This is a genomic window from Clostridium sp. DL1XJH146 (assembly GCF_054819755.1).
Window position 1 is genome coordinate 92,628 of sequence record NZ_JBTVVN010000008.1, and the last position, 17,330, is coordinate 109,957.

Below are 17,330 nucleotides of genomic sequence, written 5' to 3' on the forward strand. Positions count from 1 at the left end.
TCACCATCAGTTTTAAATCTTATTTCTTTCTCTTTAGATTTTAGGAACACTAAACTTGTCAACGTTTTTTTTTCTTAAACTTTGATTAATATATCCTGATTTTCCTTTGTTCAAAGTTACTAATTCTTTCTTTTTATCAAATTTCTTAATATACTGATTTACATCCATAGATATTTCAATTCCTTTTCTAGTATTTATTAATTATAATATGGCTCAATACTTTTTTAAAATATTAACTTTATTTTAAGCACATTTATATTTTTTATCTGAAAAAACACTCAATTAAATGATCATTCACTACCCCTACAGCTTGCAAATATGAGTATATGATTGTAGGCCCTACAAATTTCATCCCCATTTTTTTCAGTGTTTTGCTTACTCTATCTGATAACTCTGTAATAACTGGTACCTGGTCCATTGTAATCCACTCATTGACTATTTGCTTTCCATCAACAAATTGCCATAAAAAATCATTGAAACTACCATAGTCTTTCTGTATCTGTAAAAATATCTTTGCATTTAGTATAGAACTCTCTACTTTTCTACGATTACGAATTATTCCTGGATCTTTTAGTAATTCTTCTACTTTATTCTCATCATATGAAGCTACAACACAAGGTTCAAATCCATCATAAGCTTTTCTATAAGTTTCTCTTTTATTTAAAATAGTTTGCCAAGAAAGTCCTGCCTGAGCTGATTCTAAAATCAAAAATTCGAAAAGTATTTTGTCATCGTGCACTTCTTTTCCCCATTCTGTATCATGATATTTAATCATCAACTCATTTTTGCCCGCCCAATCGCATCTTTTACTCATAAGTATCACCCCTTGTTATATTATACAATTTTTATTTTAGTCTGTATATGTAGACGAATATTTCCATCTAATCATATCTAAATAATCTTAGAAACTTCCAAAATTCTGAAAATCAATATACAATTAAGTTTTATACATAAAAAAAGCAGCAAAATTTCTCGCTACTTTATAAATGATTTTTAATTATATTTACTTTTAATAGACTATATAAATATACCAATACTATTACTATCTATTTTAAAACTTTATAGTTAAAATATTCAAAATCAGCATAGAAATCATGATGCCTCATATCAACAGTTTGCATACCTACAAATGCTCCTGTAAATCCCATAGGCTCAACATAATCATCTGATAAAATAGATGAATCGTACTCTCCAGGGAACTCGACGAATTTATCTTTTACTGCATAATAAAATTTTATTTTATCGTATTTTACTACTAACTTCAAAGTAATACTTGCGAAATAATCAATTTCAATTTCTTCTAACTTAAAGTTTGACCTATCAACACATAAAAGTCCAAGAGAGTATTTTTCCTTTACTTCATCAAAACTTAGTCTAAAGAAATATTGGTTTTTTTCATCGTATCTATATGTGATACCAGCCATATGATGAAAACTTTCTGGTTTACATTGGAATCGTGTTTCTGCCTCAAACATAAAATCTGTTTGTCTTCTTGCAACAAGAGTTTGCAGATGTTGTGACATAATAGATTCTCTACCATAAAGTCTCAAATAACCTTTTCTTTCATCTACAGTCATCAAATCACCAAGAGGTACTCTAAGTGTTTGAAAATCTTTAAAGAAATCATTATTTTGAAAAGTATATTTTATATCATCATTTACTAATTTTTCGATGTTCTCTTCAACCTCAATATAATCTTGAGGGTCATTACATGGTCCATTACTAGAGTCAATATATGGCCATCCATCTTGCCAAACTAATCTTTGTATTGATGTTTCACGGCCTAACACACAACGGTCTGTTCCCGGAAGTGGACGTCCACAAAGATGCACAAGAAACCATTCTTCTTTATCATTTTTGCACATACTTGCATGGCCTGCTTTTTTTATATTAATATCCTTGTTATAACTTGTAACTAGTGGATTACTTGGGTGTGTTTGATAAGGACCAAGTACGTTTCTACTACGTGCAATTGTTACTGCATGCTCGTAGGATGTTCCTCCTTCAGCAGTCATTAAATAATAAAATTCTCCTACCTTGTATATATGCGGTCCTTCAGTTAAACCAATGCTTGTTCCTCTATAAATTTTTTGGACTTCACCTACAAGACACTGTTTTTTTTCATCAAATTCCTGTATAACAATACCCGCAAAACGATCAAGATTATCTTTTCGATAATCCCACTCCATATTCAAATACCAAACTCTACCATCATCATCATGGAAAAGGGATGCATCAAAACCACTACTATTCATGTAGAGTGGTTCACTCCACTCTCCATCGATTTTATTACAAGTTGTTAAATAATTATGGGCATCTTTAAAAGGTGCATCATTATCCCAAATTTTAACATCAGTATATATAAGGTGAAATTTTCCTTTTTTATAAGTTAAGCAGGGTGCCCAAATACCACCCGATGATGGATTTCCTCTCATATCCAAAAGACTAATTCTATTAAGTGGGCGAGCCACTACCTCCCAATTAACAAGGTCTTTCGAAGCATGAATTTGCACACCAGGAAACCACTCAAAAGTACTTGTTGCTATATAATATGTACCCTTGGCATAACAAATAGCTGGGTCAGGGTTAAACCCTCTCAATATAGGATTTTCAATCCTTGTCTGCATTTCCATCGCTCCCTATAGCTTTCTACTTTTTATTATTTCTTGATATCTATAGTAACTATCCTTTGGATACCTTTTTTGTGTTTCATAATCAACATATACAATTCCAAACCTCTTAACATATCCAAAAGCCCATTCATAATTATCCATTAAAGACCATGCAAAATACCCCACTACATTCATTCCTTCATCATTAAGTTTACTAACAATTTGAAGATGATCATTTAAATAGTTAATTCGGTCTTCATCATGTACTTTGCCTTCATCAAGCTTGTCATCCCATGCAGAACCATTTTCAGTAATATAAATTGGTATGTCTGTATAATCATTTCTAACTCGTTTAACCATATCATATAAAGCATAAGGCGTAATATCCCAATCCATTCCTGTTTTTTTATGTTCTGTATGAACACCTCTTGATATTAGCAAGTTAGTAGGATCATATTCTACTAAGGTATGTGTATAGAAATTAGCCCCTAGAAAATCAATTTTACTAGAGATAATTTCAAGGTCACCTTCTTCAATAAAACTAAAATCCGAAACTTTAATTGACAAAAGCATCATTAAATCATCTGGATATTTACCTTTAAATATAGGATCTAAAAAAGCACGATTGCCTACTGCATCTGAAACTTTAGCCGCTAATTTATTATTATATGAATTATCAGCAGCATACACTTGTGTTAAAACAAGTACAATACCAATTGGTTTATTGTACCTGTTTTTATAATAATCTACCGCAAGCCCATGTGCTAAATTCAAATGATGAACTGCCTTTATATACTCAGTAACATCTCTATGACCTGGTGCATGATTTCCTATTAGATATCCTAAAAAACTACTACAAAGTGGCTCATTTAAAGTTATCCATTGGTCAACATATTCATCTAATTTACCTACAATGACCTTAACATAATCAAGGAATAAATATGCCGTATCACGACTAATCCATCCACCATTTTTTTCATAAATCCAAAGTGGTAAATCCCAATGATACATTGTTACAGATGCTTTGATACCACTTTCTTTCAATTCAAGAAGTAAGTTCTTATAAAATTGGATTCCTTCTTGTGATATTTCTCCTTCTTTTGGCATAATCCTTGCCCATGATATAGAAAATCTATATGAATCAACGCCTAATCTTTTCATAAGCGCGACATCTTCTTTATAGTATTTAACGTGCTGACAAGCTATTTTACCATCGCTTTTATCCAAAATTTTCCCTGGTTTCTTAGCAAAATCGTCCCAAATGCTTTCTATATAACCATCTTTAGTTTTTGTACCTTCGATTTGGTATGATGATGTAGCAACACCAAAAATAAAATCTCTAGAAAACATTTTCCTTCCTCCTATTCTTTAACCCCGCCTAATGTAATACCTCTTATAATGTATTTAGATAAGAACAAGTACGTAATTAAAAGTGGGAATACTGATAATGATAATCCTAAATAAATACCACCGTATTCTGTACTATAAATATCCGCTTTTAATAACTGAACAAGCATTGGAAGTGTATATTTACTTTCACTTGTTAAAAGCGTTAATGGCATCAAATAGTTATTCCACGAACCTACTATTCCAAATATACCCATAGTTGCTAACGCTGGTTTCATAATTGGCAACATAATTTTGTGATATATTTTAAGTTCCCCTGCTCCATCAATACGTGCCGCATCCACTAATTCTTTTTGGAATGAGCCTAGTAAATATTGTCTTAAGAAGAATATAGTAGCCGGAGAAGCTATTGCTCCTAAAATCAATGGAGCGAAAGAATCCACTAAGTTTATATTCAACATAAATCTGTAAAAACCAACCATACTAAGTTGTGCAGGTATCATCATTACAACTAATATAACAGTAAATAAAGCTTTACGTCCTTTAAATTCATAAGCTACAAGACCGTAAGCAGCCATAGACGAAAAATATATCCCTAGAAATGTTGATGAAAAAGCAATTATAGTACTATTTCTCATACCATTCCAAATACTAAACCCTCTTCCTGTTAAAACATCCCAGTTATACTTCAAAAATCTACTTGGGAAAAGTGAAATTCCCTGTTGTATTTGTTCAGTTGAACGTGTAGCATTAACAAACATTAACCAAAACGGCATAATGCTCAAGCAAACTAGAATGATAAGTAGTAAATAAATAAAAAACTTCTTTATTTTTTGACCTGTTGTTTCCATTTAAGCACTCCTCCTATCATCTTGTCTGAAAAGTTTAAAAATAATTACGCTAATAATTGCAATGAGAATAAATAGCAACATAGATGCTGCTGCAGCTATATAATAGTTGCGTCCGCCAGTAAATGCTTGCTTATAAATATACATAGTCATAGTTTGAACTGAATTGCTTGGAGCACCGCCTGTTAAAAGGAACGGAATATCAAACATTTGCATACCACCAATTAGTGATGTGATAAGTGTAAATAATAAAATAGGTTTAATAAGCGGCATAGTTATTTTCCAAAACATTTGTTTTGAAGTTGCTCCATCAACCATTGCAGATTCATAAAGTGATGGAGAAATACCTATAATTGCTGCCATCAAAATAATCATTGTATATCCATACCACATCCAAAATTGTATAAATGCAACTGTACCTCTTGTAATACCTTTACTTCTAAAGAAATTTATTGGTTCGCTAATCAATCCAAGATTTTGCATGATTTGATTTAATGGTCCAGACGGATACCCAAATATTGCATAGAAAAGAACTGATACTGATGCAGCAGTAATAATATTGGGTAAGTATAAAGTAACCTTGAAAAATCCAGTTGCTCTTATTTTTAATTTAAGATCTGTAAACCAACTTGCTAAAAGTAACGAAAGTACTAGCTGTGGAATAAAGTTCATCATCCAAATTATCCATGTATTTGCAAATGCTTGTCGAAATAATTTATTACCAAATAAAGCCGTATAATTCTTAAATCCAACATATTTATATTCAGTTGCCCAACCTGCTAAATCTGTAAAACTCAAATTAATAGTGTATAAAATAGGATATAATTGAAAAATCAAAAATGCTATAACAAATGGAGCCACAAAAAAATAACCGTATTTAGAATATGAAACTACTTGTTTCTTTTTTTTCTTTGCTTCATTTTTATTTGAAAGTATTTCTCCCGTCATTCTAAAACCTCCTTTTAACTAGGAAGAAGAACTTTTCCTAATTTTACAGAAAAGCTCTACTTCCTTTTAAATGTTCTCATAAATAATATTTTAAATTATTTACTATACTTTCTTATATATTTCATACTAATCTATTGCAATATTAGGGAATGCATTTTGTACGCCCATTTTAAAATCTTCCATAGCTGTATCTAAATCTTTTTCACCATTTGAATAAGCCTCTAATTCTTCTGCTAATAATGATTGGATATCATAGTCACTACCTTGAAGATTTGATGCATTAATATTTGGTGCCATTTCAGCAAAAGCAGCATAATGGTTTTGACCACCTAAGAACTCTTCTGAGAAATCATCTTTTATACTATCAACTACAACTTGGTCTGATAAGAAATCTCCTGTATCTTTAGCCCATGTAGTTAAGAATTCATCATTAAGTGTTAAATATTCAATAAGATCTGCTCCTGCGTCTGCCATTTCAGTTCCTTCACGAAGTCCAACCCAAGTACCACCCCAGAAATATGGTGATGGTCCTTGAACCATTCCCCAATCGCCTGATGTTGTAGTCCCGTCTGTTGCATTTTCTGCATTTGTTTTAAGTACGTAGTGTAAGCCCCATGTAGGTAATAAGTATCCAAATACATCATTTCCACTCATGCTAGCAAACCAAGCTTCACCCCACTGCTCAGCATCTGCAGTTAATCCTTCATCTTTTAATATTTTTGCTGTTTCAAATAAATCAGTAATTGTATCATCAATTACAAGTGTGTCATCTTCAATCCAAGCATGTTCACGATCTGCATAGAATACTTGAACTAAATCACCAACACCTGAAATCATGTGTACTTCGCCATTAGATTTTTCATCTATTAGACGTGCTGTATCAATAAATTTGTCAAAATCACTTATAAGTGGTTGTACTTCATCCGGTTCAGACACTCCTAAGTATTCTTCTGCTATTGAACGACGATAGAAGAATGCACCTGGTGTTCCTTGCCATGAAAGACCTTTAAGTACTCCATCTTGATCTTTTGCTACATCTAATACATAAGGAAGAGTATCTCCCGCTTTATCTTCAAGACCTACTTCTGATATATCCATTGTGAAAGGAGATTCAACATACTTTTTAACGAATGCTGCTTCCATTGCAAATACATCTGGTGCATTTTTACCTGATGCTAAGACAGGATCAAGTTTTGTTTGATAGTTCTCTGTTGGAACTACTACAACTTCAATATTATAATCAATATCCGGATTATCTTTTATATAATAATCCTCAATCATTCCTTTTATTTCATCAGTAAATGTCCAAACAACTAATGTTTTGTCAGCATCTGCATTTCCAAGTGTAGAGCTTTCTCCTTCGTTTGCTGCATTTGCTTCGGCATTAGCGTCTGCATTAGCATTTGCGTTATTACTTTCATTTGAATCATTTGCAGGTGCATTATTGTTACCCCCACAAGCTACAAGTGACATCACCATCATTAATGTCATTAACAATGCAATAATTTTTTTCATCTTTACAACCCCTTTTTGAATAATTTTTTTAATATATGAAAATATATTAGAACAACTGACATAATTGTTCTATTATATTTTTCAATCATAATCTAAATATTTCTTAACCGGTTTCTTAAATACCAAAAAACTCATAATGTAATAGTTATCATTACTTAACCGGTTTAGTTATCTTTAAAAACAATAGACTAAAACATCAATATATCTTTATTCTCTATAATAAAGTTCACCATTCCAATGTCTTAGTCCTGAAAGCGTTTTCTCAACCGATTAAGTACATTATATAATAAAAAAACGCATAAAGCAAGCGTTTTTTTTGTATTAATTGGTTTTTATTTTGTATTAATTGGAATCTTTATCTAGAAGAATCACGTTCTATCAATTTAACCGGTACTTGTATAACAACATTCTCCTCCTCAGGTTTTTCAATTTGCCGTACCAATTGTTGTACTGCTATTTTGCCCATTTTATTTGTATCTTGTTTTATTGTAGTTAAAGATGGAGTTATTATTTCTCCCAATTCTATACCATCAAAACCGACAACTGCAATATCCTCTGGAATATTATATCCATGTTCTAAAATACATTCAATTCCGCCTAACGCAGAATAATCATCCGGATACACAATTGCACTTGGTATTTCTTTCGCCTTCTGAAAAAGAAGATTTGTTTTATTATACGCATCACTTTTAGAATAATATACCCCTTCTATAAGACTAAATTTACCATAATCTAAGAAATCCTCATTAGCTTTTATAAAACTTTCTATTCTTTGTTCTGTTACATAACTAGTCTCACCGTGAATATATGTAATATTTTTATGTCCTTGAGCTTTTAAATAATATACAATTTTACGCATGCCATCAACATTATCTGATTTAACAGTGCTTGCTGTATCAAAAATATGATCAATAGCTACAACGGGTATTTCACTTTCAACAAGTTCTTTTATCTCTTTTGCCTTAAAATCTATACATGCAATAATAATACCATCGCATCTTCTGTAACGAGCATGTTCAAGGTAAGTAGTATCTTTACCTGCAATGCTTTTTGACATAAATGTAATATCATAGCCATTGAACTCTGCTTCCTGTTTAATGCTTTCTAAAACTCTTGAAAACAGATAGTGAGTAAACCCACTATGTTGACCATCTTCAAATAAAACCCCTACATTCCAAGTTTTATTAGTTGATAATGCAATAGCTTGAGAATTAGGGGAATACCCCATTTCTTTTGCAACTCGATGAATTTTTTCTTTTGTTTTAGCACTAATATCCGGCTTATCATTAAGTGCCTTGGACACTGTTGCAGGTGCATATCCTGTTTTTTTTGCAATATCATATATTGTAACCATAAAATTACCCACTTTCATAAATAATAGACACCTTAATAATATCATATTTATGATAGATATTGTAATTAATACTGCAATTTATAACTTTTTTCTATAACCTTTACCATCTTATATATTAGCTCATTATAAGGTGTTGGCACACCTAGTCTAAGTCCTTCTTTGTATATAAATCCATTTATATATGCAACTTCAGTAATTCTTCCATCCTTCATATCTTGAGCTGTTGAAGGTATATGCTCGTATAATTCCGGGCTAATTGCCGACACTTGCTTCTTATCATTTACGAAATCATCTGAAAATTTTATTCCATTAGCCTTTGCTACTTCCATAACTTCATTCCTTACCATATGAACTAGTTCACCAGTTCCATCAATTGATAAGCCCTTACCAATAGGAAGTCTTAATAATCCGAAAAGTACATTAACAGAATTATTTTTCAATTTTAACCACACTTCCCCATCAATATCCTCACTAATAATAACTTTAAGTCCACTTTTTTCTATTAAATCTTTTAAATTCACCATTTCTTCAGTTATTGTTTTTGTTGTAGACCCAAAACAAATTTTTGAATTTTCACCTACAAAACTCTTAATATGTCCTGGTTCAATTAATTTACCTGCAAACTCTAAAATGCCGTATAATATCTTGTCTTTATTATAATACTTAGCTAGTACATCAACATTTCCTATACCATTTTGTAATGTCATAACATATGTTTTTTCATCCGCTAAACATTTAGCTCCCTTAGCTGCAACATCAGTGTATACTCCCTTAACAAGAAATATAATAACATCCATCTTTTCATTTATTTCTGTAGCTGAATTTACTGCAGTAATTTTTATATCCTCAACCTTATCATTTAGTGTTATTTTTAATCCATCTTGTTGTATAGCTTTTACTTTTTGCTTATCTGTATCTACAAGCCATACATCCGTCCCAGATTTTTTAAGCATTGATCCAACTAAACTCCCCATTACTCCAGCACCAATTATTGCAATTTTCATTAAAATTCCTCCATAAGTTTTTTTATACCACTTAGTATTCCACATGAATTATATTTCATAGTATTTATAAAATTTTTATAATATTTATAAATATTTTATAGTTATTATAGAAATATGTCAAGTTTTTTATAGACACAAAGGAAATATAACTCTATATAATATTGCATTGTCAAATCCTCTCTTTTAAAAACAAAACTCACAAAAGTACCATATGAATGCATAATGATTTGTATTAAAAATATTTGTGGTTATATTAATCAAGACAAAAATCTATAAACCTTATATAATTCAAGATACTATTATTTATTGATGTATAAAATATTTTAAGTTATAATATTATGAAAATAAACAAATATCGCATTATTAGATTAGTACATAATTTCATAGTTGAGTTAAAAGGAGAAATCATAATTATGGAAAGTAATATTGATATTATTAGTATTTTAAAAAACATTTCACAAGTCATCACTACACTTTTAGGTTCTGAAACAGAAGTACTTATTCATGATCTAAAGAGCGGTGAGATTATTTTTATAAGCAATGGCCATTTAAGTGGTAGAACTATTGGCGATATAGAAGATAAAAGCACTCTTTCTATGCTTTCAAGACATACTAATGAATTAAACAGTTTAATTGGATATTCAAGTACTTCTAAAGATGGTAGACCCCTTAAATCATCAACAATCTTCATAAAAGATAACTACGGCAATCCTATCTATGCATTGTGTATTAATCAAGATATTTCTACTTTACAAGGATTGCAGAATTTATTAGGTTTACTAACAAAAACAGTTCCTCTAGAATCCATAGGCGATAACCAAAAAAATCAAACTATACAACAAATTACTACTAAAATTATTATAGAAGAAATATCTAAATCTAAACCTTTCTCTCTAGATTCAAAACAAAATAAATTAAGCATTATTAAAAGACTAGATGATAAAGGTGTATTTGATGTAAAAGATGCAATTCCAAAGGTATGCGAACTTCTTTCTATATCCCAAGCTACGCTTTATAATTATCAGCGCGAGTTAAAAAATATGTTTTAATCCATCAACTTTATTATATCTTAGCTATTCTATATTATACTTTAAGCTGTAAACTCATAAGTAACTATTATAAAGAAAAAGAACCAGATTAATTACATCTGATTCTTTTTCTTTATAATTTTATTTACTTTTATTTTAGCCTATATAAGCTACTATATTGTGAACTCCTTCATCTTCAAAAATCGGAGCCTTGTTTGTATGCAGTTCTTCTCCATCAACAACAATACGCTTAACTCCTTTAGATATATGATTAGGGTTTTCTATTGTAATATTATAAATTGCACCTTTAAACTCTTTAGTTATATTAACTTTATCCCAAGCCTTTGGAATACATGGGTCTATTATTAACCCATCATAATGTGCTCTAATTCCTAAAATATATTTCGTTGCAGCTTGGTAAACCCATGAAGCTGTTCCTGAAAGCCAACTATTACGACCTAACCCAAACTGTGGATGTTCATCTCCTAAAATGTTTTGAGGGAATACATAAGGTTCTACTTCAAATTCATCAATTTTATCATTTTTCAAAATCGGATTTATTTGTTGATAATACTCAAAAGCTCTATCCCCATTGCCTACTAATGTTTCCGCAATAATTACCCACGGATTAGAATGTAAGAAAATTCCTCCATTCTCTTTTGCACCAGGTGGATAAGTTGATACCCCTCCTAATATAGGATCATACCCATTATATCCAGGATAACTTAACTTAATACCATTCTTAGTATTCAAGTACTTATTTAAAGATTCGAGAGATTGATTAGCTCTGTCTCCTTCTGCAAATCCTGACATAACAGTCCAAGATTGAGCATTAGTATAAATCATACCACTTTTGTTTACCTTAGAACCCATAGGATTTCCTTCATGGTCAAAATATCTTAAATACCACTCACCATCCCAACAATTATCATTTACCGTCAACTTTATCTCATCATAATAAGCCTTATATTTATTAACCATATCCTCGTCACCTAAATATTTCATTAAGTCCATCATTTCTAATAAAGCTTTACCATATAAGTTTGCATTAAATATAGATTCTGCCCCTTTAGGTAAATTAACGCAATCATTCCAATCAGCAAAACCTAATAAAGGTATACCATGTCTACCTTTATTCACATGTGTAAATTCAATAGCTCTTGTTAAATGCTCTAATATAGAAGCTTCTTCTAAAGGCTTACCACTAGAATCTTTTTCGTAAAAAGGTATCATTCTATTCAACAAATCGTAATCGGCCGACTCTTTAAGATACTCACAAACTGTTTGTATAATCCACAGATGATCATCACCATAAAAATCTTCTCTGTCTTCCATAGAAGTTGCTTCACCTGTAGTTGCTTCCATTGTTAATGGATAAAATTGATGCATGGCACAGCCATTTCTTCTTTGTATAGATAATAGTTTCCCAATCATCTCAACTGATTCATCAGCACATAATCCCATAATACCTATCAAATCTTGAGATGTATCTCTAAATCCTATACCTCTTACCCCAAGTCCTAATTGGTATAACGATAAAAATCTTGACCAGTTTTTAGTAGTCATACATTGTTTTGGATTGTGTATATTTACTAATGTATTAAAATCTTCATCCGGAGTTTCAACATGATATTTTGATAGATATTTATCCCAATGAGCATTTAATTTAATAAAGGCTTCATCAACATTTTTCTCATCTCTATATTTTTCTATCTCTGTCATTTCATAGTCAAAATCAGTATACTGCCCTAATTGTGTTATTATCCTCTTTGTTTCCCCTGGTCCAATAGTTCCCATATTATGCAAAGCAGCTACAATGTTATCTTCTCTTAAAGCTTCATAATTACTCAATTTTTCTTCAAATAAGCTCAATGGTTTCATGAATGTTCCGTATCCATTATCACCTAAAAAAATCTTCCTATCTGTTTCGAATGAATCTATTGTGTAATTTGATGTAAAATAATTTATATCCGTATCTTTCCTCATAAATGCAAATTGTTTAATAATCCTTTTGCCATCTTCTTCAGTTACACATTTAGATTGCATAGTCTGAGGAACCCAATCAGCATTATTAAATTGCTTCATAGCCTCAAAGTGAGTGTATTCAACAAATGGTATTATGTCAATTTCTAAAGATTCACCAGATATATTTGTAACTTTTATATCTCTTATTTCTCTTTGACTATCTACAGGTACAAATATTGTAACTTCAGTTCTAACTCCCATCATTTCTGATTTTATGACACTATAACCATTTCCGACTCTACATTCATAGTAATCATAAGGTGTTAATGTCGGTACATAGAATGGCGAGAATACTATATATTCATCATTTTTTTTAATACGAATATATAATGTTTCCCCCTTAAGTTCTGATGCTGGCATCTGTGGAATATACTTTACAATTCTATTGAGCGCAGGATCTCCCTTACATATAAGTGCTCCCCCCGTTTGATCTATAAGTCCACCAAAATCCAAACCACCAATATAATTCGTCCATTTTACAGGAGTTTTAGGATTAGTTATAACATATTCTTTTTTCTCATTATTAAAATATCCATATTTCATTTGAATTCTCCTTTATAATTTGACTATTTTTTATGTTTAAAGATTTGACTTAGAAAAATCATCATTGATTACACATTGTTAATTGCTCATTATTATAAACAACCTAATATTACTTCTACTTCACAAGTATCTGCTTCTATAACAGGTATAACATTACCTTCAACTATTTTTCCATCAACTTTTAATGTTTTTACACCTTTAGATACTGCATCTGGATTAAGAATATGAATATTATAAGTTGTATTTCTAAACCTTCTACTAACGGTATATTCTTTCCATTCTTTTGGTATACACGGATTAATTTCTAGTCCATCATAATTTGGTTTAACCCCAAGAATCCACTGTGTTATTGTTACATAGTTCCACGCTGCTGTACCTGTTAGCCATGAATTTTTTGCTTCACCATGCCTTATAGCGTCTTTTCCTGCTATCATTTGTGAATAGACATAAGGTTCTGTCCTATGAATATCACTAATTTCTTCTAAATATGCAGGGCAAATTTTCTTATATATGTTAAAGGCCTCATCACCTCTACCAATAACTGTTTCTCCGCATGCAACCCAAGGATTGTTATGACAGAATATACCAGCATTTTCTTTGTATCCTGGTGGATAAGTTGATATTTCACCTAAATTAATCATATATTTAGTGTAGGCTGGATTATTTAATACCATTCCATAATCTGTATCTAAATATTTTCTGGCAGAATCTAAAGCTTTCTCTGCAAGTCCTTCTTTAACTCCAATTTCACCCATTACGCACATACCTTGAGGTTCAATAAATATCTTTCCTTCTTCGCATTGATTACTTCCTACTTTATCCCCAAAGGCATCATAAGCTCTTAAGAACCATTCACCGTCATAACCATATTTAATAACTTTTTCTTTCATTTTTTCAATTTCATTTTCAGCTTTTAATGCTTCATCATTAAGACCCTTTCTCTTGCATAACTCAGCAAACTCTGGTCCAATAAAAGCAAACATTCCTGCAATAAATATAGATTCCGCTACACTGCCATCCGCATTATTCTGTGCAGTCTGGAAAGACTCTCCTGGAGAATCTGAAAAACAATTCAAATTGAGACAATCATTCCAATCAGCTCTTCCTATAAGTGGAAGCCCGTGCGGCCCAACATTATTAATAACATGATAAAAAGATCTTTTTAAATGTTCCATCATAGATTCGCTTAAATTCTCATCATTATTAAATGGAACTTGCTCATCTAAAATACTAAAATCTCCTGTTTCTTTTATATACGTTGCTACAGATAAAATCATCCAAAGAGGGTCGTCATTGAATCCACCGCCCAAATCATGATTTCCTTTTTTAGTTAATGGCTGATATTGATGATATGCTCCCCCATCTTCTTTCTGTGTTGCTGCTAAATCAAGTAATCTTTCTTTCGCTCTTTCAGGTATTTGATGAACAAAACCTAAAATATCTTGATTAGAATCTCTAAACCCCATTCCTCTTCCTATACCAGATTCGAAGAAAGATGCACTTCTTGATAGATTAAAAGTAACCATACATTGATAAGTATTCCATATATTAACCATTCTATTTACTTCCTCTTCAGAAGTATTTACAGTATATGCTGACAACAAGTTTTCCCAGTTGTTTTTCAACTCTTTTAGAGCTTCATCTACTTTATCACTAGTACTAAAATTATCCATCATTTCTTTTGCTTTATCTTTATTAATTATATTTTTGCTTTCCCACTTATTATCTTTATCATTTTCAATATATCCAAGCACAAATATTAATTTCTTGCTTTCATTAGGTTTTAACTCTATATCAATCATTTGAGATGCTATTGGAGACCAACCACTTGCTATGCTATTTTTAGACTTCCCTTGCAGTACTACATCAGGATTATCTAATCCATTATATAGACCTACGAAACTTTCTCTATCAGTATCAAATCCATCAATGTCAGCATTTACTGAATAAAAAGCATAATGATTTCTTCTTTCTCTATATTCAGTTTTATGATAAATCGCAGACCCATCTATTTCTACTTCTCCAATACTTAAATTTCTTTGGAAATTAGTCATATCATCATTAGCATCCCATAAGCAAAATTCAATATATGAAAATAAACTAATGTTTTTTACTTCTTCTGAATTATTTGTAACTTCGATTTGATGAACTTCACAATTATGTCTTAATGGCACAAAAGAAGTTTGCTCTACTTTCACTCTATTTTTTTCTCCAGTTATCTTTGAATAACCAAGACCATGTCTACATTCATAAAAATCTAACTCTGTTTTAACTGGCTTATATGCAGGTGACCATACTGTATCCTTGTCTTTTATATAAAAATACCTACCTTCATTATCAACTGGTACATTGTTGTACCTATATCTAGTAATCCTTCTTAACCTTGCATCTTTATAAAAAGCGTAACCACCTGCTGTGTTTGAAAATAAAGAAAAAAAGTTTTCACTTCCCAAATAGTTAATCCAAGGATATGGTGTCTTTGGTGTCGTAATTACATATTCCTTATTTGCATCATCAAAAAATCCATATTTCATTGTTATAAACCTCCTTAATATATTATAAATTTATAAATAAACACGCGTTTATTTTACTATGAAAAAAATATCTATTACACTTTCTTACATGTATCTCTTTCAAAAAACTCTACAGCATACTCATAAACCTGCAGATTATATTTTTTTTCTTGGTCCTTAATTTGATCATCAAGTACATTAATTGCTTTTTTAGCCATTTCATAAAAATTTGGTCCAATAGTTGTTAATTTAAGGTCAAATTCTTGTGCCCTATTGGTATTATCAAATCCTACAATTGATATATCACCTGGTACACTATAACCTTCTTCTTTAAAAGCTCTAATAGCGCCTAAAGCCATGTAATCATTTGCACTTATATACGCAGAAGCTAGTTTATTATTATTAATAACTCTTTTAACTTCTAAATAAGCTGTATCAGTTGAAAAATCACCCTCTAAAAGATATTCTTCATTAATATTTAGATTTTTTCTTTTCATCGCTTCTTTAAATGAAATAAATCTGCCATTTCCAGACCTAGAAGTTTCTCTACCTTTAATGAAACCGATTTCTCTGTGTCCAAGATTATATAAATAATCTATAGCCTTCTCTATCCCAATTTGATCATTAGAATTAATAATTGTAAAATTAGTATTTTCATATTTCTTAGCTTCTTCTTTATTCATATCGTAATCAAATAGAATAATAGATGTATTAAAGTTTTGTGCATTTATACGGGATAAAGTATCATTTTCAGTTCCTATAATTATCCCACCATCAATTCTTTTCTCTGAAAAAGCTTGGTTTATTTTCAAATACTTATTTTCATCAGATACAATACTTACAAGCACATAATAATCTTTTGCATTTGCCATATCAACAAGAATATCAAGATATGAAGCAAAATAATCATTCTTAAATAATCTATCCCCATTTTCCAATCCATCACGAATGATAAAAAATAATCCTATAGTATTACTGTTTTTACCTGCTAGTGTTCTTGCATATGAGTTAGGCATATAATTATATTCATTGATAACTTTCATAACCTTTTGTCTGGTTTTTTCAGGAACGTTAGGATAGTTATTAATAACCCTAGATACAGTACTACGTGATACCCCCGCTAGCCTTGCTATATCGATACTTTTCATATCTACACCTTCTTCCAGCTTGCAATCTGATACTAGTTTTTATGTTATATTAAACAACAAATAGAATTTATAAACACGCGTTTATTTTAACCTATTATCTCTAAAATGTCAAATATTTTTCTAATTATTTACAACTATTTCAATGTATTATTTTTATATCTTATAAATATTGTCACCTTATATTCGATAATTTTCCTACATTTATTATTTTATTTTGTATATTTTTTTTAGTTTTTGAATTGTATTACTTTTTTTTATTAAATTTTTTATAAATAGCTTGTTTTTTACTGTTTTTTATTGTACACTATTACTATAATAACAGATATAAAACTCGATAATAGCAAAATTAGTGAAAACTAATGACGCAAAACTAAAGGGACTAACATGTTTAAAACATTATGTCAGCCAGTTGCCGAAGGTTTGATAAACTACTCATACCTTTAAG

General features: G+C 30.6%; 13 protein-coding genes, 1 pseudogene and 1 riboswitch. Of the genes and pseudogenes, 1 reads left to right on the forward strand and 13 read right to left on the reverse strand.

Features of this window, described 5'->3' with window-relative positions:
* Nucleotides 1-33: 33 nt before the first annotated feature.
* The 9 genes from ACVHXK_RS05985 to ACVHXK_RS06025 form a co-directional block, all read right to left on the reverse strand.
* The gene (locus tag ACVHXK_RS05985; protein WP_461205460.1) at nt 34-168 is read right to left on the reverse strand and encodes a hypothetical protein; all 135 of its coding nucleotides are present in this window, start codon (nt 166-168) and stop codon (nt 34-36) included.
* Between the two features lie 94 nt (nt 169-262).
* Nucleotides 263-814, reverse strand: a complete 552-nt coding sequence (locus tag ACVHXK_RS05990) for a DNA-3-methyladenine glycosylase I (RefSeq protein ID WP_461205461.1) — start codon at nt 812-814, stop codon at nt 263-265.
* Between the two features lie 232 nt (nt 815-1,046).
* The gene (locus ACVHXK_RS05995; protein ID WP_461205462.1) at nt 1,047-2,627 is read right to left on the reverse strand and encodes a glycoside hydrolase family 43 protein; all 1,581 of its coding nucleotides are present in this window, start codon (nt 2,625-2,627) and stop codon (nt 1,047-1,049) included.
* 12 nt (nt 2,628-2,639) lie between these two features.
* A complete protein-coding gene (locus ACVHXK_RS06000; protein ID WP_461205463.1) occupies nt 2,640-3,962 on the reverse strand; it encodes a GH1 family beta-glucosidase in 1,323 nt (440 codons plus the stop codon).
* An 11-nt stretch (nt 3,963-3,973) separates the two neighbouring features.
* Entirely contained in the window at nt 3,974-4,810 is an 837-nt protein-coding gene (locus ACVHXK_RS06005) for a carbohydrate ABC transporter permease (protein ID WP_461205464.1), read from the reverse strand.
* Entirely contained in the window at nt 4,811-5,755 is a 945-nt protein-coding gene (locus tag ACVHXK_RS06010; protein WP_461205465.1) for a carbohydrate ABC transporter permease, read from the reverse strand.
* Nucleotides 5,756-5,881: 126 nt separating this feature from the next.
* Entirely contained in the window at nt 5,882-7,270 is a 1,389-nt protein-coding gene (locus tag ACVHXK_RS06015; protein WP_461205466.1) for an ABC transporter substrate-binding protein, read from the reverse strand.
* 355 nt (nt 7,271-7,625) lie between these two features.
* The gene (locus ACVHXK_RS06020) at nt 7,626-8,624 is read right to left on the reverse strand and encodes a LacI family DNA-binding transcriptional regulator (protein ID WP_461205467.1); all 999 of its coding nucleotides are present in this window, start codon (nt 8,622-8,624) and stop codon (nt 7,626-7,628) included.
* A gap of 65 nt (nt 8,625-8,689) precedes the next feature.
* Complete coding sequence (locus ACVHXK_RS06025) at nt 8,690-9,628, reverse strand: ketopantoate reductase family protein (RefSeq protein WP_461205468.1); 939 nt, start codon at nt 9,626-9,628, stop codon at nt 8,690-8,692.
* A gap of 413 nt (nt 9,629-10,041) precedes the next feature.
* On the opposite strand from ACVHXK_RS06025, the gene ACVHXK_RS06030 reads away from it, so the two are divergent.
* Nucleotides 10,042-10,677 carry a helix-turn-helix transcriptional regulator gene (locus ACVHXK_RS06030; protein ID WP_461205469.1) on the forward strand — a complete coding sequence of 212 codons (636 nt, stop codon included), beginning with the start codon at nt 10,042-10,044 and terminating at the stop codon, nt 10,675-10,677.
* A 135-nt stretch (nt 10,678-10,812) separates the two neighbouring features.
* Here ACVHXK_RS06030 and ACVHXK_RS06035 read toward each other — a convergent pair whose 3' ends face one another.
* From ACVHXK_RS06035 to ACVHXK_RS06050, 4 genes and pseudogenes are all read right to left on the reverse strand, one after another.
* Nucleotides 10,813-13,224, reverse strand: a complete 2,412-nt coding sequence (locus tag ACVHXK_RS06035) for a GH36-type glycosyl hydrolase domain-containing protein (protein ID WP_461205470.1) — start codon at nt 13,222-13,224, stop codon at nt 10,813-10,815.
* 92 nt (nt 13,225-13,316) lie between these two features.
* Nucleotides 13,317-15,758 (reverse strand): GH36-type glycosyl hydrolase domain-containing protein, encoded by a 2,442-nt coding sequence (locus ACVHXK_RS06040; RefSeq protein ID WP_461205471.1) that lies wholly within the window; start codon nt 15,756-15,758, stop codon nt 13,317-13,319.
* A 74-nt stretch (nt 15,759-15,832) separates the two neighbouring features.
* Nucleotides 15,833-16,885: a LacI family DNA-binding transcriptional regulator gene (locus ACVHXK_RS06045; RefSeq protein ID WP_461205472.1), complete on the reverse strand. Its 1,053-nt coding sequence runs from the start codon at nt 16,883-16,885 to the stop codon at nt 15,833-15,835.
* A gap of 284 nt (nt 16,886-17,169) precedes the next feature.
* Nucleotides 17,170-17,238 (reverse strand): annotated as a pseudogene (locus ACVHXK_RS06050) (hypothetical protein); the annotation flags it as partial.
* Nucleotides 17,215-17,302: riboswitch (cyclic di-GMP riboswitch) on the forward strand. Its footprint overlaps the pseudogene before it by 24 nt.
* Nucleotides 17,303-17,330: the final 28 nt, after the last annotated feature.